General features: G+C 66.2%; 20 protein-coding genes. 16 read left to right on the plus strand and 4 right to left on the minus strand.

Translation table 11 applies throughout. The features are described 5' to 3' along the window. The first annotated feature begins 82 nt into the window (after positions 1-82). The 13 genes from ftsZ to tatC all read left to right on the plus strand — a co-directional run bounded on the left by ftsZ (position 83) and on the right by tatC (position 12988). The gene (ftsZ, locus tag AAC645_RS07785) at positions 83-1549 is read left to right on the plus strand and encodes a cell division protein FtsZ (RefSeq protein ID WP_340315054.1); all 1467 of its coding nucleotides are present in this window, start codon (positions 83-85) and stop codon (positions 1547-1549) included. A gap of 111 nt (positions 1550-1660) precedes the next feature. After that, entirely contained in the window at positions 1661-3052 is a 1392-nt protein-coding gene (locus AAC645_RS07790) for an SPOR domain-containing protein (protein ID WP_340315056.1), read from the plus strand. Positions 3053-3118: 66 nt separating this feature from the next. After that, positions 3119-3334: a hypothetical protein gene (locus tag AAC645_RS07795; RefSeq protein ID WP_340315058.1), complete on the plus strand. Its 216-nt coding sequence runs from the start codon at positions 3119-3121 to the stop codon at positions 3332-3334. Between the two features lie 73 nt (positions 3335-3407). Further along, on the plus strand, positions 3408-4574 hold the full coding sequence (locus AAC645_RS07800) for a deoxyguanosinetriphosphate triphosphohydrolase (RefSeq protein WP_340315059.1): 1167 nt from the start codon (positions 3408-3410) through the stop codon (positions 4572-4574). Then, positions 4574-6412, plus strand: a complete 1839-nt coding sequence (locus AAC645_RS07805) for a M20/M25/M40 family metallo-hydrolase (RefSeq protein ID WP_340315061.1) — start codon at positions 4574-4576, stop codon at positions 6410-6412. Before AAC645_RS07800 ends, AAC645_RS07805 begins: the two co-directional genes overlap by 1 nt. Positions 6413-6472: 60 nt before the next feature. Further along, positions 6473-8203 carry an arginine--tRNA ligase gene (gene argS, locus AAC645_RS07810; RefSeq protein ID WP_340315062.1) on the plus strand — a complete coding sequence of 577 codons (1731 nt, stop codon included), beginning with the start codon at positions 6473-6475 and terminating at the stop codon, positions 8201-8203. Then, on the plus strand, positions 8204-8959 hold the full coding sequence (locus AAC645_RS07815; RefSeq protein WP_340315064.1) for an SPOR domain-containing protein: 756 nt from the start codon (positions 8204-8206) through the stop codon (positions 8957-8959). It abuts the gene before it with no gap. A gap of 114 nt (positions 8960-9073) precedes the next feature. Further along, positions 9074-10087 carry a beta-N-acetylhexosaminidase gene (gene nagZ / locus AAC645_RS07820; RefSeq protein WP_340315066.1) on the plus strand — a complete coding sequence of 338 codons (1014 nt, stop codon included), beginning with the start codon at positions 9074-9076 and terminating at the stop codon, positions 10085-10087. A gap of 94 nt (positions 10088-10181) precedes the next feature. Next, complete coding sequence (locus tag AAC645_RS07825; protein ID WP_340315068.1) at positions 10182-10961, plus strand: segregation and condensation protein A; 780 nt, start codon at positions 10182-10184, stop codon at positions 10959-10961. Continuing rightward, positions 10958-11536, plus strand: coding sequence for an SMC-Scp complex subunit ScpB (gene scpB, locus AAC645_RS07830; RefSeq protein WP_340315069.1), 579 nt, complete (start codon positions 10958-10960; stop codon positions 11534-11536). The genes AAC645_RS07825 and scpB overlap by 4 nt, the downstream gene beginning before the upstream one ends. 26 nt (positions 11537-11562) lie before the next feature. After that, on the plus strand, positions 11563-11820 hold the full coding sequence (locus tag AAC645_RS07835; protein ID WP_340315070.1) for a twin-arginine translocase TatA/TatE family subunit: 258 nt from the start codon (positions 11563-11565) through the stop codon (positions 11818-11820). Positions 11821-11849: 29 nt separating this feature from the next. Next, on the plus strand, positions 11850-12215 hold the full coding sequence (gene tatB / locus AAC645_RS20425; protein WP_422785807.1) for a Sec-independent protein translocase protein TatB: 366 nt from the start codon (positions 11850-11852) through the stop codon (positions 12213-12215). After that, complete coding sequence (tatC, locus tag AAC645_RS07845) at positions 12212-12988, plus strand: twin-arginine translocase subunit TatC (protein ID WP_340315071.1); 777 nt, start codon at positions 12212-12214, stop codon at positions 12986-12988. The genes tatB and tatC overlap by 4 nt, the downstream gene beginning before the upstream one ends. 51 nt (positions 12989-13039) lie before the next feature. Here tatC and AAC645_RS07850 read toward each other — a convergent pair whose 3' ends face one another. The 3 genes from AAC645_RS07850 to AAC645_RS07860 form a co-directional block, all read right to left on the minus strand. After that, positions 13040-13180: an entericidin A/B family lipoprotein gene (locus tag AAC645_RS07850; RefSeq protein ID WP_340315073.1), complete on the minus strand. Its 141-nt coding sequence runs from the start codon at positions 13178-13180 to the stop codon at positions 13040-13042. A gap of 300 nt (positions 13181-13480) precedes the next feature. Beyond that, positions 13481-15022 (minus strand): sensor histidine kinase, encoded by a 1542-nt coding sequence (locus AAC645_RS07855; protein ID WP_340315074.1) that lies wholly within the window; start codon positions 15020-15022, stop codon positions 13481-13483. Positions 15023-15082: 60 nt separating this feature from the next. Continuing rightward, positions 15083-15292 (minus strand): NepR family anti-sigma factor, encoded by a 210-nt coding sequence (locus AAC645_RS07860; RefSeq protein WP_340315075.1) that lies wholly within the window; start codon positions 15290-15292, stop codon positions 15083-15085. Positions 15293-15568: 276 nt separating this feature from the next. On the opposite strand from AAC645_RS07860, the gene AAC645_RS07865 reads away from it, so the two are divergent. Together AAC645_RS07865 and AAC645_RS07870 are read left to right on the plus strand one after the other, a co-directional pair. Next, positions 15569-16363 (plus strand): response regulator, encoded by a 795-nt coding sequence (locus AAC645_RS07865; protein ID WP_340315193.1) that lies wholly within the window; start codon positions 15569-15571, stop codon positions 16361-16363. Between the two features lie 164 nt (positions 16364-16527). After that, a complete protein-coding gene (locus AAC645_RS07870; RefSeq protein ID WP_340315077.1) occupies positions 16528-17166 on the plus strand; it encodes a sigma-70 family RNA polymerase sigma factor in 639 nt (212 codons plus the stop codon). 11 nt (positions 17167-17177) lie between these two features. Here AAC645_RS07870 and AAC645_RS07875 read toward each other — a convergent pair whose 3' ends face one another. Next, positions 17178-17354, minus strand: coding sequence for a hypothetical protein (locus tag AAC645_RS07875; protein ID WP_340315078.1), 177 nt, complete (start codon positions 17352-17354; stop codon positions 17178-17180). Positions 17355-17427: 73 nt separating this feature from the next. Here AAC645_RS07875 and AAC645_RS07880 point away from each other — a divergent pair, with 73 nt between their 5' ends. Continuing rightward, complete coding sequence (locus AAC645_RS07880) at positions 17428-20118, plus strand: bifunctional [glutamine synthetase] adenylyltransferase/[glutamine synthetase]-adenylyl-L-tyrosine phosphorylase (protein WP_422785808.1); 2691 nt, start codon at positions 17428-17430, stop codon at positions 20116-20118. Positions 20119-20291: the final 173 nt, after the last annotated feature.

A 20291-nucleotide genomic window follows, 5' to 3' on the forward strand; every position in this document is an offset into this window, starting at 1 on the left:
TTCGCGTGATTCGGCGATTCGCGTCTGGCAAGATTCGCCGCGTGATGCGGTTCGGCGGACAGGGCCGCAAAGGAGAAATTATATGACGATCGAGTTCATGCGCCCGCAAGTCGACGAGCTGAAACCCCGCATTGCCGTGATCGGGGTCGGTGGCGCGGGCGGAAACGCGATCGCCAACATGATCGCTGCCGATGTGCAGGGAGTCGACTTCGTCGTCGCCAACACCGACGCCCAGGCACTCAACGCGTCGCCCGCCGAGCGCCGTATCCAGCTTGGCCTGAAGATAACCCAGGGCCTCGGAGCCGGCAGCCGTCCCGAAATAGGACGGGCAGCCGCCGAAGAGACCATGGATGCAGTCGAGAAGGCGCTCGACGGATCGCACATGTGCTTCATCGCCGCCGGCATGGGCGGCGGCACCGGGACCGGTGCTGCGCCGGTCATCGCCAAGGCTGCGCGCGACCGCGGGATTCTGACCGTCGGCGTCGTCACCAAGCCGTTCAGCTTTGAGGGCAATCGCCGGATGCGCTCCGCCGATGCCGGCATCGAAGAACTGCAGAAGCATGTCGACACGCTGATCGTCATCCCGAACCAGAACCTCTTCCTGATCGCCAACCCGAACACGACCTTCAAGGAAGCGTTCCAGATGGCCGATCAGGTGCTCCAGCAGGGCGTCCGCGGCATCACCGACCTGATGGTGATGCCTGGCCTGATCAACCTCGATTTCGCCGACATCCGTTCGGTGATGAGCGAGATGGGCAAGGCGATGATGGGCACCGGCGAAGCGTCCGGCGACAACCGCGCCATCGAAGCGGCGGAAAAGGCCATCGCCAATCCGCTGCTCGACGGCGTGAGCCTGAACGGCGCCAAGGGCGTGATCGTCTCGATCACCGGCGGCGACGACATGCGCCTGCTCGAAGTCGACGAAGCCGCAAATCATATCCGCCAGCTGGTCGATCAGGATGCGAACATCATCTGGGGTTCGGCGTTCAACAACGATCTCGAAGGCCGGATCCGGGTTTCGGTGGTTGCCACGGGGATCGAAGTCGACGCCGCAACCATGCCGGAGCCGTCGAAGAGCTTCAGCTTCCCGCCGCGTACGCCCGCGCGTGAGGAGCGCTCGGTCGCCGTGCCGCAGGCTGCGGCACCTGCGCCTGCGTCGACGGCTGCCGCTCCGCTGGCGGCACCGACGATCCAGCCCGCCGTCGAGACGCCCGCCGAGGAACGCATCGTTCTCGAGGCGCCCGAAGCCGCGGCGGAACCGCTCGAGCTGACCAACCTGTTCAATGACGAGTTGCTGCTCCAGCCCGAGGCGGCGATGCCGACCCCGGCCCCCGAAGCGAAGACGGAGGAAGCTCCCGAGGCCGCCGGCAACCGCCGCTGGGTAGCCGAGCCCGAGCCTGCCCGCCGCCAGTCGGCCGCGGGTGCGACCCTGTTCGAGCGGATGTCGAACATCGCGCGCGGTGCTGCCAAGGCACAGGTCGCGCCCGAAGATGCCGCCGCGGAAGGTGCGGAGATCCCGCGCTTCCTGAACCGCCAGGGCAATCAATAATCGTTGGACGGGGCCGGCCGCGCCGATTGGCGCGATCCGGCCCCGCTTCGGCGTTCTGCCCTCATTCACTTCTTGTCGGCGACAAAGCGAGCGTCTGTAAGCGATGCGCCCATGAAGATACATCATATCATCTCGATATCAGTGCTGTTCGCTGCCATGCCGACACTCGCGCAGAGGACGGACTCCCAGCCGATCGGCGAGGAGCCGCTGATTCTCGACCCGATGGCGTCGGCGCGGGACGCGATGGCGCGGGGCGATCCCGCCGAAGGCCTGGCCCGCTATCTGCGCGTGCTGGCGCGCGATCCGGGTGATCTCGATGCGTTGTCGGGCGCTGGCGCCGCGGCGCTCGCGGTCGGCGACGCCGATGCCGCAATCAACTTTTATGTCCGCGCCGACAGGATCTCGCCGCGCGACGGCCGCATCAAGGCTGGGCTCGGATCGGCGCTCGTGCAGAAGGAGCAGCCGCGCGCGGCGCTGAAGCTGTTCGACAGCGCCACCGATCTGGGCGTGGCGCCGTTCGAAGTCGCCCTCGACCGCGGCCTGGCCTATGATCTGCGCGGCGACAACAAGCGGGCACAGGCCGAATATAATCTGCTGTTGCGCGTCCGCCCCGATCCAGAGGCGATCCGCCGCCTGGCGCTCTCGCTGGCGATGAGCGGGGACCGGGTCGGCGCGCTCGCCATCCTCGATCCGCTGCTGCGCAAACGCGACATTCCGGCTTGGCGCGCACGCGCCTTCGTGCTGGCGATGACGGGGGACACGGCCGGAGCGGAGGCCGCGGCCGACGCCGTGTTGCCGCGCTACCAATCCAATGCGCTCAAGCCATTCCTGGAGCGGCTACCCGCGCTCAGGCCCGCCGAGAAGGCCGCCGCAGTCCATTTCGGCCACTTTCCGGAAGACAAGGTGCCGATGCAGATGGCAGCCGCCAATCCGGTCGCATCGAGCAAGGCGGCGCCTGCGCCGGTCGCTGCCGCTCCTTCCGCGAAGGTGCAGTTCGACAATGCTGGCCGGCTGATGGTGAAGACCGAGGGCCCCACGGCCAAGGCCGGCTCGACGTCGCAGATTGCCGCCCCTGTCATCTCCGCCGACCCAGCCTCCGATCCCGAGCAGCGCGCCAGCGATGCGCGCAGCCTAGCCCAGGATCGCCGCGCCGCGCAGAAGAAGGCCGCCGCGGAGAAGGCTGCGGCCGAGAAGAAGGAAAAGGCGCAGGAGGAGGCCAAGGCCAGGAAGGCGAATCCGGAACGCTATTGGGTCCAGATCGCCAGCGGGTCGTACAAACCCGATCTCGACAAGGAATGGGCCAAGCAGAAGTCGAAGTTTGGCAAGCAGCTTGCTGGCCGGACGCCATGGACAGCACCGTACAGGTCCACCAACCGGCTGCTGATCGGCCCCTTCTCCAGTTCGTCGGCCGCGCAGGACTATGTCAACGACGCCCGAGCGGCGGGCTTCAGCTGCTTTCCGGTGACAACCTCGTCCGGGCAGAAGGTCGAGCGGCTCGACTGACGATTTCTTAACCTTGCTGCGGCATGTTAGCCTCTCAAAAGGACAGGGGGCGATATGCTGAAACATATGATTCTTGCGCTCGTCACGCTTACGGCAGTACCGGCTGTGGCTTCCACGGGAACGGTCGGCCTCAAGCAGGCCTCGATGCCGGTGGACATGCTCTACCCGGAAATCCAGGTGAGCGAGGATGCGTGGCGCGGGCTTTTGCCGGTCATCCTGCTCGACATCGACGATGTCGCCGAACGGCCCATGAAGAACGACGAGCGCAGCGAGCTGCACTGACGCGGCGGCTTAAGGCCGGGCGGATCGCGAAGCCCCCTCGACTTGCGCACCTCGCTCGGCCATCACGGCGCCGATGCCGATGCTTGCGCCTTATGCCTCCGATCCGGCCCGTAGCCGGGGCAGGTTCCACGCTCCGGGCGGCGGCGAGACGCGAGGACCGCGCGATGCATTCCAGCGCGACCGCGACCGCATCATCCATTCCATCAGTTTTCGCCGGCTGCGCCAGAAGACCCAGGTATTCGTTGCGCCCGACGGCGACCATTACCGGGTCCGCCTCACCCACAGCCTCGAGGTCGCCCAGATCGGCCGCACCATCGCGCGCGCGCTGGGCCTCAACGAGGACCTGACCGAAGCGCTCTGCCTTGGCCATGACATCGGCCACCCACCCTTCGGCCATGCCGGCGAGGAGGCGCTGCAGGCGGCAATGGCGGAGGTCGGCGGCTTCGATCACAATGCCCACACGCTGCGCATGCTGACGCGGCTGGATTCCCCCTATCCGCTGCACGACGGGCTCAATCTCAGCTGGGAGACGCTCGAGGGCCTCGCCAAGCATAATGGCCCGCTGGCGCGCAGAACCTGGGCGATGACGGAAATCGACGCCGCCTGGCCGCTAGATCTCGACAGCTGGCCCGGCGCCGAGGCGCAGGTCGCGGCGCTTGCCGACGACATCGCCTATGACAATCACGACATCGACGACGGCGTGCGTGCAGGATTGCTGACGCTCGACCAGGTGCTCGAAGATCCGCTGGTCCGTTCCAACTGGGACAAGGTCCGGGCTCGCTATCCGGATGTCCCGCAGCCGCGCCTGCTCGGCGAGCTGGTGCGCGAGCAGATCGGCTGCATGGTCAACGATCTGCTCGCAGAAAGTCGCCGCCGCCTCGACGCGGCCGCCCCCGGCTCGGTCGAGGATGTCCGCGCAGCCGGCCGGGCGCTTATAGGATTTTCCGATGAGATGGCATCGCGCGAGAAGGCGCTGACCCGCTTCATGTACGCCAATCTGTACCACCATCCCCAGCAGCTCGACATCGCGGCCCGCACCGGCCGGGTCATCGCGGGACTGGCGGACGCCTACAAGGGCGACCCCGGCAGGTTGCCGGCCCACTGGCGCGAGACCATGCCGCAGGCGGAGCCGGGACGGACCCGCCACATCGGCGACTTCATCGCCGGCATGACCGACCGCTATGCGCTGTCGCGGTATCGCGAGCTGGTGGGACCGATCGAGTTCGACGAGGGCTTCTGATGGCGCGCGCCATCGCCCTCGTCGCGGGACTGGCGGGCGCTATCCTCTGGGCGGTGCTGAGCGTGATGCCACCCGCTCCACGCGGTTCAGACACCCCGCCGACCGCATTCTCAGCCGATCGCGCCTTTATGGATATCGTGGCAATCGGCCGCGCGCCCCATCCAGTGGGTTCGCCGGAAAACGCAAGAGTGCGCGCCTATCTGGTCGGCAGATTGCGCGCGCTCGGCGCCAAGGTTTCGGAGCAGGCCGCGCTGCTGCCGCGAAAGTCGCTCGACCGGCTGGGCAAGTGGAGTGGGCGCAGGGAACAGGGCGTCGTCGCGCATAATGCCATCGGCGTCATCGCTGGCCGTGATCGCGCCCGTCCCGCGCTGCTGCTGATGGCGCATTTCGACAGCGTGTGGGGATCGCCCGGTGCAGCGGATGATGCGATGGGCATAGCTGCGGCGCTCGAGGTCGCCCGAGCGCTGCGGGCGCAGGGGCAGCCGCTCCGCGATGTGATCCTGCTGTTCACCGACAGCGAGGAGATCGACCTCGACGGCTCGACCGCCTTCTTCGCCCAGCATCCGCTCGCGGCGCATGTCGGCATGATCATCAACATGGAGGCGCGCGGCGCAAGCGGGCGGGCGAACATGTTCGAGACCGGATCCGCCAATGGCGCGCAGATGCGGCTCTATGCCGACAACGTCGCACGGCCGGCGACCAATTCGCTGTCCGTACTCATCTACGACATGATGCCGAACTACACCGCCTATACCATCGCCAAGCGGCGCGGGATCGCCGGCTTCAACCTGGCCGTGCTGGATCGCGGCTATGCCTATCATTCGCCGTTCGCTGTCCCGAAAGCTGTCGATGCCGGTTCGCTACAGGACATGGGCGATCAGGCGCTTGCGCTCGCATCGGCAATGGCCTTCGCGGCCAATCTTCCGGCCAGGACACCCAATGCCGCCTTCGCCGATCTGCTGGGACGGGTGACGATCGCCTACCCCACGGCAGCCGGCTGGGCGATCCTGCTGCTGGCCGGTACGCTGATCGCCGCCGCGCTGTCCCGGACAAGACCGGGACTACGTTCGATAGGCCGCGCCATGATCGTGACGGTCACGCTGCTGCTCCATGCATCGCTGCTGTTGACCATGTTCAATGCGGTGTCAGGGAGCGGCGGCGCCAACTATTATGACCGGCTCGCGGCGCTGCCCCGATTGGAGGCAGTCGCGGCATTGGCCATCGTTGCGCTGATGCTGCTGCTCGATCGCTTTCGGCGTCCCCAGCTGCGTGCGATGGCGATCGCACCGGCCATGGCGCTGATGTGGGTGGGTCTGCTGACCGGCGGTCCGCTTGTCCCGCTGGCCGGGGTCGCGCTGACGGCGATGGCGGCGGCCTGGTTTCTGCCGGTGTCCAGCGACGACCGCGGCGAGGGCGCGGCCTTGCTGCTGCTCGGCGCCGGAGCGGTGGTCCAGGCCGTGGAGCCTACCGCTGCGCCGCTGCTTCACTGGCCACTGCTGCTCGGCGCGATCGCGCTGGCGGCGCGTGCCTGGTTGCCGGCCGCGCTTGGCCTGGTGATCGGCGCAATCTGCGCGGCGATCGGCATTGGCCATCTGCTCGCGCAGGCGCACTTCATCTTCCTGGCTATCGGCGCCGAGATGCCTGCAGTGATGATCGCCCTGCTGTTTGCAGCGCTGCCGCTGATCCTGCCGCTGCTGCCGGCGCAGTTCCCGCGCTGGATGCCGGGCATCGCCCTGGCCGCGGCGATGCTGCTCGCGCTGTGGGTACGGCTTGATCCGATCGCCCCATCGGTTCCGGCCTACAGCCGAGCGGAAGGCGGCACCAAAACTAGGGACTGACCTTTCGCGGTAGTTCGGTTAGAGCGGCGCTCCATTGACCAAGTGCTGACGGAACATCCCTTGCCCACGCTTTATGCCAGTTTCGCCGTCCATGTCGGCGCCATTCTCGACGACCTCGAAGCGACGGGGGCGCTGCCGGCCGGCATCGATCGACGAAATGTCGCGGTCGAGCCGCCGCGCGATCCTGCGCATGGCGATCTGGCGACCAACGCGGCTATGGTGCTGGCCAAGCCCGCCGGTACCAATCCGCGCGCGCTGGCCGAACTGATCGTGCCGAAGCTCGCAGCTCTTCCCGAGATCGCCGGCGCCGAAGTGGCCGGCCCGGGCTTCATCAATGTTCGACTGACCGAGGATAGCTGGCGCAGCGAACTCGCTACGATCCTTGCAGCCGCCGGGGATTACGGCCGCTCGCAGCTCGGCACCGGCAAGCGGGTCAATGTCGAATATGTGTCGGCCAACCCCACTGGCCCGATGCATATGGGCCATTGCCGCGGCGCGGTAGTGGGCGATGCGCTCGCCGCCCTGCTCGAATATGCCGGCTATACGGTCACCCGGGAATATTATGTCAACGATGCCGGCGCGCAGGTGCAGACGCTCGCCCGCTCGGCGCACCTGCGCTACCGCGAGGCACTCGGCGAGACGATCGAGATTCCCGACGGCTTCTATCCGGGCGACTATCTGATCCCGATCGGCGTGGCGCTCGCGGCAGAGTTCGGCTCGCGCTATGTCGGTACGCCCGAGAGCGAGTGGCTCGACCTGTTTCGCGAGAAGACCGTCGCCGCGATGATGGAGATGATCCGCGCAGACCTCGCGCTGCTCGGCATCGAACATGAGGTGTTCGCTTCCGAGGCAGCTGTCCAGAAGGCTGGCAAGGTCGATGCCGCGCTCGACCGACTGCGCGCCGAGGGGCTGGTCTATGAAGGCACGCTCGAACCGCCCAAGGGCGAGCTCCCCGACGACTGGGAACCGACCGAGATGACCCTGTTCCGGGCTACCGCGTTCGGTGATGACAGCGACCGACCGGTGCGCAAGTCCGATGGCGGGCTCACCTATTTCGGCACCGACCTCGCCTATCACGCGCAGAAGGCCGAAGGCGCCGACATGCTGATCGACATCTGGGGCGCCGATCATGCCGGCACGGTCAAGCGGATCAAGGCGGCGGTGCAGGCGCTGACCGGCGGCAAGGTGCCGTTCGACGTCAAGCTGGTGCAGATGGTGCGGCTGCTACGCGGCGGCGAACCGGTCAAGATGTCGAAGCGCTCGGGCAGCTTCGTTACCCTGGCCGATGTCGTGCGCGAGGTCGGCAAGGATGTCGTGCGCTTCACCATGCTCACCCGCAAGGCCGATGCGCAGATGGACTTCGACTTCGCCAAGGTGGTCGAGGCGTCGAAGGACAATCCGGTCTTCTACGTCCAATATGCCCATGCCCGCGGCCGGTCGCTGCACCGCCGCGCCGCCGAGGCGGGGATCGACGTCACGCCGGCCGCCGACCTGTCGCTGCTCGACGCCGAGGAGCTGGCGCTGGTCAAGCTCGCCGCCCAATATCCCCGGATCGTCGAAGCCGCGGCTATTGCGCATGAGCCGCACCGGATCGCCTTCTATCTCTACGATCTGGCGGCGCTGTTCCATGCACTGTGGAATCGCGGCAACGACGATCCGTCTCGTCGCTTTTTGCTGGCCGACAGACCCGAAATCACCCGCGCGCGGCTGGCGCTCAGCGACGCGATCGGGCAGATTATCCGCAACGGCCTTGGGGTGATGGGCGTCGCCGCCGCGGAGGAGATGCAGTAGATGACCGATTACTCGCGCGACCGCCTCGGCCCCAACGACGAGGATCGCCTGCCCTGGCTTGAACCGGTGGAGGAAGAGCCCGAGGAAGGCGGCATATCGACCGGCAGACTGATCCTGTGGGCCGTCGCCGCGCTGCTGGTGATCGGCGTGCTCATCGGCGGCTACTTCTGGATGCGCGGCAATGACCGCGCCGCATCCGGCGAAGGCGCGCTGATCGAGGCGCCCGACAGCTATTACAAGGAACGCCCGGCAGACCAGACCCCCGCGACCGGCGACGACGAGATCGTCTACAGCGCGAGCAAGGGCAATGAGGTCGAAAGCGTCATCGACACGAGCAGCGCCGCGGAAACGCCCGTCAATGTCGCTCGCGCGCCGATCGAGGAGCCCGCGCCGCCAGTGCCTGCACCGGTGGCGGCGAAGCCGGGCGCCGCCAAGCCTGCCGCTCCCGCCCCGGCCGCGACGGTCAAGCCCGTGCCGAAGCCCAGGCCTGCCGCACCCGCCGCTGCGCCCGAAGCCGCACCGGTCTCGGGCGGGTCGACTATCCAGCTCGGCGCCTTCTCCAGCCAGGCCAAGGCCAATGCCGCGTGGAAGAACCTGTCGACGCGCTTCTCCTTCCTGGCCGGGCTCACCCAGTCGGTGGTGCCGGTGCAGTCAGGCGACAAGACGCTCTATCGCCTCCGCGCCAGCGGCGGCAATGCCGGGGATATCTGCGGTCGGCTGCGGACCGCGGGCGAGAGCTGCTCGGTGATCGGATGATATTCAACGTCCGTCACCCCAGCGCAGGCTGGGGTCTCGGGAGGCTCACGCGCTACGCTGCTTCCGAGATCCCGGCCTCCGCCGGGATGACGGACATAACAAGAAAGTAGCCCTGTGACCCCCCTCTTCCTCGGCCTTGCCGGCACCGTGCTGAGCGACGCCGAACGCAGCTTCTTCGCCGATCTGGATCCGGCCGGCTATATCCTGTTCAGGCGCAACATCGCCGACCCGGCCCAGCTGCTTGCGCTGACCGACAGCCTGCGCGCCCTGTCCGGCCGCGATGACGTGCCGATCCTGATCGACCAGGAGGGCGGCAGGGTGGCGCGGATGCAGCCGCCGGCGTGGCCGGCCTTCCCAAAGGCCGAGCTGTTCGACCGGCTCTACGACATCGCGCCGATGACTGCGATCGAGGCCACTCGCCACAACGCCCAGGCGCTCGCGGTGATGCTGGGCGAGGCAGGGATCAACGTCGATTGCCTGCCGCTGCTCGACGTGCGCCAGCCCGGCGCCCACGACATCATCGGCGACCGTGCGCTGGGCACCGAGCCGCTCCGCGTCGCCGCGCTGGGGCGTGCGGTGATCGAGGGGCTGCGCGCCGGCGGGGCGGTCGGCGTGGTCAAGCATGTGCCAGGCCATGGCCGGTCGATGTCCGACAGCCATGTCGAACTGCCGGTCGTCGATGCCGACGCGGCGGCGCTGGAAACCGATCTCGCGCCCTTCATCGCGCTCAACGACGCACCGATGGCGATGACGGCGCACGTCGTCTACACCGCCTGGGACGCCGAGGAGTGCGCCAGCCTGTCGCCCAGGGTGATCGGGGACATCATCCGCGGGCGGATCGGCTTCGATGGCCTGCTGATGTCCGACGATCTCGGCATGCACGCCTTGTCGGGCGACTTCGGCGCGCGCGCGGCCGGCGTGCTGGCGGCCGGTTGCGACATCGCCCTGCACTGCTCCGGCGAGATGGCCGAGATGGAGGCCATTGCCGGAGCGGTAGGTCCTATCGGAGAAGCGGCCAAGGCGCGGCTCGACCGCGCCATGGCAACCGTCGCTGGCGGGAAAGCAGCTGCTTCGCTTGACGAACTGATCGCGAAGCGCGACGCGCTGATGGCGTATCTGCCCGCCTGATCCGGGACTCCTGTTCGTCATCTCGATTGGGATGGACGATGATTTTCATAAAGCGTCGGTTTCAAAGATCCGCAAATCCTGTTTTACTCGCGCGATGCTGGGGGACGACGCCGACGACAATTTCGACCTGCCGCTGTCCGAGGCGGGCGCGGATGTGCTCACGCTCGAGCTCGACGGGTGGGAGGGGCCGCTTGACCTGCTGCTCAGCCTCGCGCGAGTCCAGAAGGTCGACCTGCGCGAGATTTCCATTCTCGCCCTGACGGAGCAATATCTGTCCTTCATCGACAACGCCAAGACGCTGAAGCTTGAGATCGCCGCCGATTACCTGGTGATGGCGGCGTGGCTCGCCTATCTCAAATCCTGCCTGCTGCTGCCAAAGGATCCTACCGTCGATCCAAGCCCGGAAGAATTGGCGATGCGGCTTCAGCTGAGGCTCCAGCGCCTGCACGCCATGCGCGAGGCCGGCGCGCGGCTGATGGGGCGCGACAGGCTGGGCCGCGACGTATTCGCGCGCGGCAGCCCCGAAGGGCTCAAGGTGATCCGCAAGGCCGCCTGGGACGCGAGCATCTATGATCTGATCGCCGCCTATGGCGTGGTGCGTGCCCGCGCCGACGTGCCTGTCCACATCGTCCAGCGCCGCCCTGTGATGACACTCGAGCAGGCGATCGAGCGGGTGTCGCGGATGGTGGGCGTCCTGATCGAGTGGACCAGCCTCGAAGCCTTCCTGCCGCCCGACGCCGTCGGTGAATATCGCCGTTCGGCGCTCGCTTCGAGCTTTGTCGCAGCGCTGGAACTGGCGCGGCAAGGCCGCATCGCCCTGATGCAGGACGGAGCATTCGCGCCGCTCATGCTGAGAGCGCCGGAGGCGGCATGATCGAGGAGCCGGACGACCTGCTTCGCGCCATCGAAGCCGCCCTGTTCGCGGCCGAGGCCCCGATGAGCCCGGCCGAACTGATGAGCGTGATCGGTGCCGGGGGCCTGGGCGACGCACTGCCGCGGCTGGCTGCGCTCTATGCCGGCCGCGGCATCGAACTGGTCGAACGCGGCGGACGCTGGCATTTCCAGACCGCCGCGGACCTCGCCCATATCCTCAGGCGCACCCGTGACGAGCCGCGCAAGTTGAGCCGCGCCGGGATCGAGACGCTGGCGATCATCGCCTATCACGAACCGGTGAGCCGCGCCGAAATCGAGGCGATCCGCGGCGTGCAGATTTCCAAGGGCACGCTCGACGTGCTGCTCGAAGCGGGGTGGATTCGGCCGGCCGGTAGGCGCGAGGCTCCGGGCCGGCCGCTGCTGTTCGCGACCACGCCGGCGTTCCTTGCCCATTTCGGCCTGGGCAGCCGCAAAGACCTGCCCGGCGTCGCGGACCTGAAGGCGGCGGGCCTGCTCGATCCGGTCGATCTCGCCTTTGAGCAACTACAGATGGAAAAAGGCGGCGAGGACGACTAGATGACACGCATCCAAGGAGATTCATGATGGGTGGTTTGAGCATCTGGCACTGGCTCATCGTCGGCGTGGTCGTGATGCTGCTGTTCGGCAAGGGCCGTTTTTCGGACCTGATGGGTGATGTCGCCAAGGGCATCAAGAGCTTCAAGAAGGGCATGGCCGAGGAAGACGAGCCGGTGCAGCCCGCACCTCCGCGTCCCGCCGCGCGCCTGCAGCAGCAGCCTCCGGTAGACCCGAATCCGGATCCCGCGCTGCAGCCGATGCAGGACGATCGGCCGCACAGCTGATTCCTCGGACGGATCGCTGATCGCTCGCGATGTTCGATGTCGCTCCAACCGAACTGCTGCTCGTGGCGGTTGTCGCGCTGCTCGTGATCGGCCCGAAGGATCTGCCGCGCGCGATGCGCTTCGTGGGTCAATGGGTTGCCCGGGCCCGGGGAGTCGCGCGCCATTTCCGCTCCGGCATTGATGAGATGATCCGCCAGGCCGAACTCGAGGACATGGAAAAGAAATGGGCGACGGAGAATGAGCGGATCATGCGCGAGCATCCTGCGCAGCCGGAGATGATCGAGGGCGAGATGGTGCCGCTGGGCGGCCCGCCGGAGGCACAGCCGACAATGGATGCGTCGGTGGTAGCTCGCGACGATATCGAAGCAGAGTCGGCCAAAACGCCGCTGCCATGAACCAGGCTGCCGACATCGACGAGAGCCGCGCGCCGCTGCTCGACCATCTGCTCGAACTGCGCCGGCGGCTGCTGATGTCGGTCGCGGCGCTGGCGGTCGCGTTTGGCGTGTGCCTCTATTTCGCGCGGCCGATCTTCGCCTTCCTCGTCCAGCCGCTGCTGCGCGCCGGCCAGGGCAAGCTGATCTACACGCAGATTTTCGAGGCCTTCTTCGTCGAGATCAAGGTCGCATTCTTCGCCGCGATGATGCTGTCCTTCCCGATCATCGCAAACCAGATCTGGCAGTTCGTCGCCCCCGGCCTCTATCGCAACGAGAAGCGCGCGCTGCTGCCGTTCCTGTTCGCAACGCCGATGCTGTTCCTGAGCGGGGCAGCGCTCGCTTATTATGTCGCGATCCCGGTCGCGCTGCATTTCCTGCTCGGCTTCCAGGGCAATCTCGGCGGCGTGCAGCAGGAGGCACTGCCCGGTGTCGGCAATTATCTGTCGTTCGTCATGCAGTTCCTGTTCGGCTTCGGCCTGTCTTTTCTGCTGCCGATCCTGCTGATGCTGCTCGAGCGGGCGGGCGTGGTCACCCGCAAACAGCTGGTCGGGGCACGGCGCTATGCAATCGTCGGCGCCTTCGCCATCGCCGCGGTGCTCACGCCGCCTGATGTCGGCTCCCAGCTGCTGCTCGCCGTCCCACTGGTCATACTTTACGAACTGGCGCTGATCGGCATCTGGATCACCGAGCGGGGCCGAAAGAAGGACGGTAACGAAAAGCCCGAGACGGCGTGAACCGTCCCGGGCTTGCGTTCTGCGCCGGCAACGCCGGGCAGTTCCGTGTCGTTACTTCGCGTCGTCTGCAGCGTTGGCAACCGCCTTGCCAGCCGAGGACACGTCCTTGCCGGCACCTTCGACGGTGTTGCACGCGGCGATGGCGAGCAGGCTGACGCTGACGAAAGCAATGGCGATGGTGCGCTTGAACATGGTGAACCCTTTCGGTTGATCCGAGGCCTCTCCTCGGAGAGGCTCGACCGTCAATGCTCCCGCGAAGGCTTTGTTCCCGCGCGGTAACATGTGCGTGTGCGTGAATGATGTGCGGGGAAATTTATTGGGCCCGGCCGCATCTACGGGGGGGATGACGCGACCGGGCCCTTGTTGAACGGATAGCGGGAGCGGGGGGGGCAAAGCATCGCTATCCGAGGGGGAGAACGGGTTGCCGCTGATATGGTTCCTGTCGCCGCGAAATTTTTCGAAAAGGGGCTACTGGGTCGTGGAACCGGCGCGTCAGCCCAGGATGCTGATCTGAATTTCGAACCGGCCGGCGTGTAGATCTTCCGCCAACGGCGCGCGGAACTGACGGGCAATGCCGGTCACCACCCGCTCGAACCGCGTGATGCCGGAATAGCGATCGAACGCTCCTTCCGGCATGCCCACCGTCTCGATGCGCAGATTCGCGCGATCCGGGCGATCGGTCCTCTCCAGCGATATCAGCACCGAACCCACTGGATTGCAGTGCATCAGCAGCTCCACCACCTCGGTGATCAGGAACGCCGCCGGCACCGCGACATCCTGGGTCACATAAACATCGATCATGTTGAGCGCGATCGACATTCCCGCCGCAGAGGCAGGGGCGGAGGCGCGGAGCGAACTAGCAAGCTCGCCGGCCAGCGACCGCATTGAGACGCCGCGATTCTCCTCCAGCTCCGCATAATGGTTGCGATGGACGACCGCGAGAGCATCGACGCGGCGCTGGATCGCGCCATAGGCGTCGGCAACCGCCCCCTCCGCGCCGCGCGCGTGCAAGTTAATGAGGCTCGACACCACCTGCAGGTTGTTCTTGACGCGGTGATGAACTTCGCGGGTCAGCTTGGTCTGGCGGGCGAGCCCCTCCTCCAGCTCGCGCTCATGGTTGTAGATACGCGCCGACACAGTCGCGAAGCTCTCCGCGAGGTCGCGGATCTCGTGGCTCGGTGTGTTGATCCTGGGCAGGATGAGAGGGCCTCCGGTGCCCTGCCAGGCATCGATCGATTCCTTGAGCTGAACCAGCGGGAGCACCAGCAACCGGCTGACGATGAACCAGCCGGTGAAGGCAGCCGCCGCCCACATCAGGATCGGCAACATCACCAGCAGCAGCGTCCTCGCCCGCACCGGCGCCAGCCTGTATTCGGCCGACAGCGTCAGCCGGCCGCCGGCCAGAGGCTGCGACAGGCGGAGTAGGTTATCATCCCCCTTGGTCGGGCGATTAAGGAGGACGAGCATGGCATCGCCTTGCCGCAAGCGCAGATGCGTCAGCGGCAATCCCTCCTCCTGCCGCCGGTTCAGGTGAATGGCGGCAAGCCGCAGCTCGGATTGGATGATCACGCTTCCATCCGCGCGTGCAGAGGTGAAGCGGAAAAGTCTTCTTTGGGGATCGAGTTCGAGACGGTCGGTTTCGGGAGGCACCGTGGTCGCGAGCCGGATCGGCGCGCCAAACGACTGGCACAGCTTGCGACCGGCTCGGTCGAACATCGCGGTGGGCAGGCGGCGGATACCGGTGAACTGCGCCTGCCGGCTCAGCGCGGCACATAGATTCTGGGGCGCTTGGACGCTCACCGCTGCGCCGCGCACCGTATCGAGGCCGGCCTTCAGCGCCGCATCCAACTGGGCTGCGTACATGGCGGTGGTGGTCTGCGCCGCGGTCCGGCTTTCGAGCGATGCAGAGCGGGCCATGTCGAGCGATGTGAGCAGCGCGATGAAGCCCAGCGGCAGCATCGCGGCCGAAAGGATCATCAACATCTTGGTGCCGGTGGAGAGACGGGCAAAAGCGAGTTTGGTCGTCAGCTTCATCCGCAGGCGTCACCAGCGACTATAGCCCGGCCCGGCCGAGGGATAGCCAGCATCATGAAATCAATCCAGCTTGCTCAGCAGGTCCAGAAACTCATTGGGAACAGGTTCATCGACAGTCTGGGAATATACCGATCGCAGAGCGGCGCCGACATTCGTATCGCGCGCGGCTTCGCTGCGGCGGCGCTTGGCTGGCTTGCTCGCCGCGCCATCGTTCGCGGGTGCTTGTGATGTATCTTTTTGTGCCAACCGGCCCACGCCCCTGAACATCATCTATTGCCCAACACACTTTCCAGCAAAACGGCGCCCCGCGACACCGCCCCTCGGATCGATCCGGATGCGTATCATCTTATGGAGTTCCATAAAATGCGCGCTGTGCGGATGAAACAAAAAACTCCTCCGTTGGTTCCATAGGCCGAATGTCTCTTTTCGCACATTCAAATATTGGAGGCTGCGGGTGGCTTCCGCGACACGGGTGGGGCTGCTATTTCCCCGATCATCGTGGCGGCGTACGCCTGCGGTCAATGAAGTCAGGGAGTGCAAATACACATGTCGCTCGGCCAGAAACTCGCCCCCCACTTGCCCTTCCTGCGGCGCTACGCGCGGGCACTCACCGGCAGCCAGAGCCATGGCGACAATTACGTCCGCGCCACGCTCGAAGCGATCGTGGCCGCGCCCGATGATTTCCCGAAGGATGTCGATGCCCGCGTCGGCCTGTACCGCACTTTCCAGGCGATCTGGGCATCCACCAATTATGACGAGATCGACGGCCCCCCGGCCGGAGCGGAGCGCGAAGTCATCGCCCAGGCCCGCCTTCAGGGTATTACCCCATTGTCACGCCAGGCGCTGCTGCTGACCGCGATGGAAGGCTTCACCGTCGCCGACACTGCTTATCTGATCGATACTACGTCGGAGGATGTCGAGGCGCTGGTCGCCGACGCGATCGCGGAGATCGACCGCCAGACCCGCACCGATGTCCTCATTATCGAGGACGAGCCGATCATCGCGATGGATCTCGAAACCATCGTCCGCGATCTTGGCCACAGCGTCAGCGGCGTTGCCGTCACCCGCGACGAAGCGGTCGCGCTGGCGCATGCGCATCGGCCGGGCCTCGTCCTCGCCGACATCCAGCTGGCCGACGACAGCTCGGGCATCGATGCGGTCAAGGATATCCTCTCCGAGTTCAGCGTGCCCGTCATCTTCATCACCGCCTTCCCGGAGCGGTTGCTGACCGGCGAACGGCCGGAGCCGACTTTCCTGATCACCAAGCCGTTCCAGCGCTCCACGGTGAAGGCCGCTATCAGCCAGGCGCTGTTCTTCAACGCCGCAACGATCGAAGCCTGACAGTGATATCGTTACGGAGGCGGTTTTATTGGAACCGGGACCCCCGGCTTTTGTTCTAGCCTCGGAACGGACGGCCCCCGCCGTCCGGCCACATCCGGGTGGGATTTTCAGTGCTATTGACGAAACGCGCAAGGGCTCACTCGTTTAGCGGGACACGGCAAAAGATGGATGATGACGATCAGGACGACGTCGCTGGCGTTGCGACGCCGGCCGCCGAACTGGTTTCGCTTTCGGACGACGATTTCAAGGCGGAGCTGGCCCGCGTCATCCCTCACCTGCGTGCCTTCGGCCGATCCTTGTCGGGCAATCGCGACCTCGCCGACGATCTCGTCCAGGAGACGCTGATGAAGGCCTGGGCGGCGCGCAAGCGCTTCCAGGCCGGGACCAACATGCGGGCATGGACCTTCATCATTCTGCGCAACCTGTTCCTCTCACAGATGCGGCGGGCCCGTTTTCGCGGCGAATGGGACGAGCATACCGCGAACCGGCTTCTCGCCGCTCCAGCCTCGCAAGATCGCCATATCGAGTTGGCCGACATGCAGCGCGCCCTGCTCCACTTGCCCCAGCCGCAGCGCGAAGCGCTGATTCTGGTGGGTGCAGGGGGCTTTGCCTATGAAGAAGCGGCCGAGATCTGCGGCTGTGCGGTCGGCACGATCAAGAGCCGCGTTGCCCGCGGCCGGGCTGCGCTCGAGCAGTTGCTAGACCATGGCCAACTGCCCTCACGCCGCGATCACAAGACCGACCCTTCGACAACGACGCTTCAGCAGATCATGGCAGACGTCGATTTCCTGAGTAAGGAATAGGGAATAGCGCCTTACCTGTTGATTTTTCTGAGCAGCCCAGCAAATTCGTCGGGCAACCCGGAAATGGCGGCGTCGAAGGCAACGCGAAGGGCATTGCCGATCCCCTCATGCCGCGTGGGCGCGTTGATCGCGCGGGCACCAGCGATACGCGCATGGGACGCGAGGTAAGAGGGGCTGGGCTTTTCCATAAATTCATAACGCAGGGGCAGCGCGCAAGTTTCCTGTTATTGCACTAGACGACAAATCCCCTATTCCGACAGGATGATATTGCGCGCAAATATCGCTGATTTTTCCGACACTTTACGCCGGATCGACAGCCATTCCCCCTTCCTCGCCGGGCTCGTCCAGCGTCATCCTGGCACCGTTGCGGCGGTCCGCGACCAGGGCCTTGCGCGCGCGATCCGGGACGGATTGGCCGAGGCGCGTTCGCCGGATATCGGCAAGATGCTGCGCCGCCAGCGCCAGGTGGTGTCGCTTGCGACCGCGCTTGCCGACCTCTCGGGAATGGCACCCCTCGAGGAGGTGGTAGAGCATCTTTCCGCCTTCGCCGATCATGCGCTGGACCTGGCGATCCGCACCGCGATCATCGAGCGCATGCCCGACGCCGAACCTCGCGGCTTCGCTGCCCTCGCGCTGGGCAAGCATGGCAGCCGCGAGCTCAACTATTCGTCGGACATCGATCCGATCCTGATCTTCGATCCCGACACCTTGCCGCACCGCCCGCGCGAGGAGCCGGTCGAAGCCGCGGTCCGCATCGCCCGCCGGGTGATCGAGCTGCTGCAGAATCGCGACGAGCATGGCTTCGTGTTCCGCGTCGATCTGCGCCTGCGCCCATCGCCCGAAGCCTCGCCGCTGGCGCTGCCGATCGATGCGGCTCTCACCTATTACGAATCGGCGGCGCTGCCGTGGGAACGGGCGGCGTTCATCCGCGCCCGCGCCGCCGCTGGTGACACCGCACTTGGCCAGAGCTTCCTCGACGCGATCCGCCCGTTTATCTGGCGGCGATCTATCGATTTTGGCGCCGTCCAGGAAATACGCCTGATCTCGCGGCGAATCCGCGATCATTTTGCGCAAGGGCAGTTGCTCGGCCCCGGTTATGATCTCAAGCGCGGGCGCGGCGGTATCCGTGAGGTCGAGTTCTTCGCGCAGATCCAACAGCTGATCCACGGCGGGCGCGAGCCGCAGCTTCGCGCGCCCGCCACGCTCGACGCGCTGCGCGCACTGGGCGAGGCGGGCCGGATCGATGGCGACATCGCCGCCGCGCTGTCCGAAGCCTATCGCCTCTATCGCACCATCGAGCACCGGCTGCAGATGGTCGACGATCAGCAGACCCATCGGCTGCCCAAACAGACGCAAGCGCTCGACAATGTCGCCCGGCTCCACGGCCTCGACAGTGGCGATGCCTTGCTCGCGGTGCTGCGCCCGCACATCGAAACGGTCGGCGCCGCCTATGACGCGGTCGACAGCGGCGGCGAGGAGCGGCTGCCGCACCAGCCCGAGAAGCTCGATGCGCTGCTACGCGAGAGCGGCTTTCCGGATCCACCCTCGGCCCGCAAGCGTATCGAGATATTGCGCGCCGGCAAAAGCCGCTCGCTGCGCACCACGGTCGCCCAGGCGGCGCTCGAGGCGATGCTGCCGACACTGATCGCGGCGCTCGCGAAGGCGCCGTCGCCGCAGGATGCGCTCAACCGCTTCGAAGACCTGATCGCCGGCCTGCCCAGCGCGATCAACCTGTTCCGGCTGCTGGAGGCGCGCCCGTCGCTGGCGCGTGCGCTGATCGATGTGCTGAGCCATGCGCCCACGCTGTCGCAGGCGCTCGGCCGTCGGCCTGCGCTGATCGACGGCCTGATAGACTCGACGGCGCTGGAGCCGCCGCCATCTCTCCCCCGACTGATCGCGGAACTGGGCGCGGGAGAGCGCAGCGACAGCTACGAGCAACTGCTCGACGGGGTCCGCCAGAAAGTCGGCGAACGGCGCTTCGCGCTGGGCGTGCAGCTGATAGAGGGAATCGCCGATCCGATCGACGTGGCGCAGGGCTATGCCCGTGTCGCCGAAGCCGCGTTCGACGTGCTGGCCCGGGCCACCATCGCGGCATTCGAGGAGACGCATGGCAAAGTGCCGGACAGCGAATTGCTCGTGATCGCGCTGGGCAGACTCGGCGGCGGCGTGCTCACCCACGCCTCGGACCTCGACCTGATCTACCTGTTCACCGGCGACATCATGGCCGAGTCGGACGGGCGGCGCCCGCTCGGCGCAACCACCTATTACAACCGGCTGGCGCAGCGCGTCTCCGCCGCGCTGTCCGTACCGACCGCCTCGGGTCCGCTCTACGAGATCGACACCAGGCTGCGTCCGTCGGGGACGCAAGGCCTGCTCGCGGTTTCCACGGCGAGCTTCGCCCAATATCAGCGCGAGAGCGCGTGGACCTGGGAGCATATGGCGCTGACCCGGGCACGACCGATTTTCGGCTCGCCCGGCGCGCGCGACGAAGTTGGGGCCATCATCGCCGAAGCACTGTGCCGCGAGCGCGACCCGGCGACGCTGACCGCGGATGTAATCAAGATGCGCGGCGACATCGCCCGCCATAAGCCGCCGTCAAGCCGGTTTGACGTCAAGCTGATCGATGGCGGGCTGATCGATGCCGAGTTCGCGGTACACCTGCTCCAGCTGCGCCATCGCACCGGCTTCGATCCCCGCCTGCGCACCGCCATGCGGCTGCTGGCGGATCGGGAGCTGATCGATCCGGCCGTCATCCATGCCCATGAGTTGCTGACTCGGATGCTGGTCATGCTGCGGCTCGTCTCGCCGGCATCTGGCGAGCCGCCTGCGGCATCGAAACCGCTGGTCGCACGTACCTGCGGCGAAGAGGACTGGGATTCGCTGGTTAAAGCCTATGAAACCGCGCGCGCGCTGGTCAGTGCCGCCTGGGCTCGAGCCGCGGACAGCCGCTGACGGGCCCCCCAATCCCGCTTTTCCGGCCTCGTGGGGGGTCCGGGCAATCCAGGAAAAGAACAGGGTTTCCGCCATTTTAACCACTCTAGGCGACGCCGGTTTAAAGACTGGCTGCTAGTCAGGGAGCATCAACTGTGTGTTGTTGCTTAGCGTGAGAAAATCGATGGTCGTAT

The organism is Rhizorhabdus argentea (genome assembly GCF_037861105.1).
GTDB classification, from domain to species: domain Bacteria; phylum Pseudomonadota; class Alphaproteobacteria; order Sphingomonadales; family Sphingomonadaceae; genus Rhizorhabdus; species Rhizorhabdus argentea.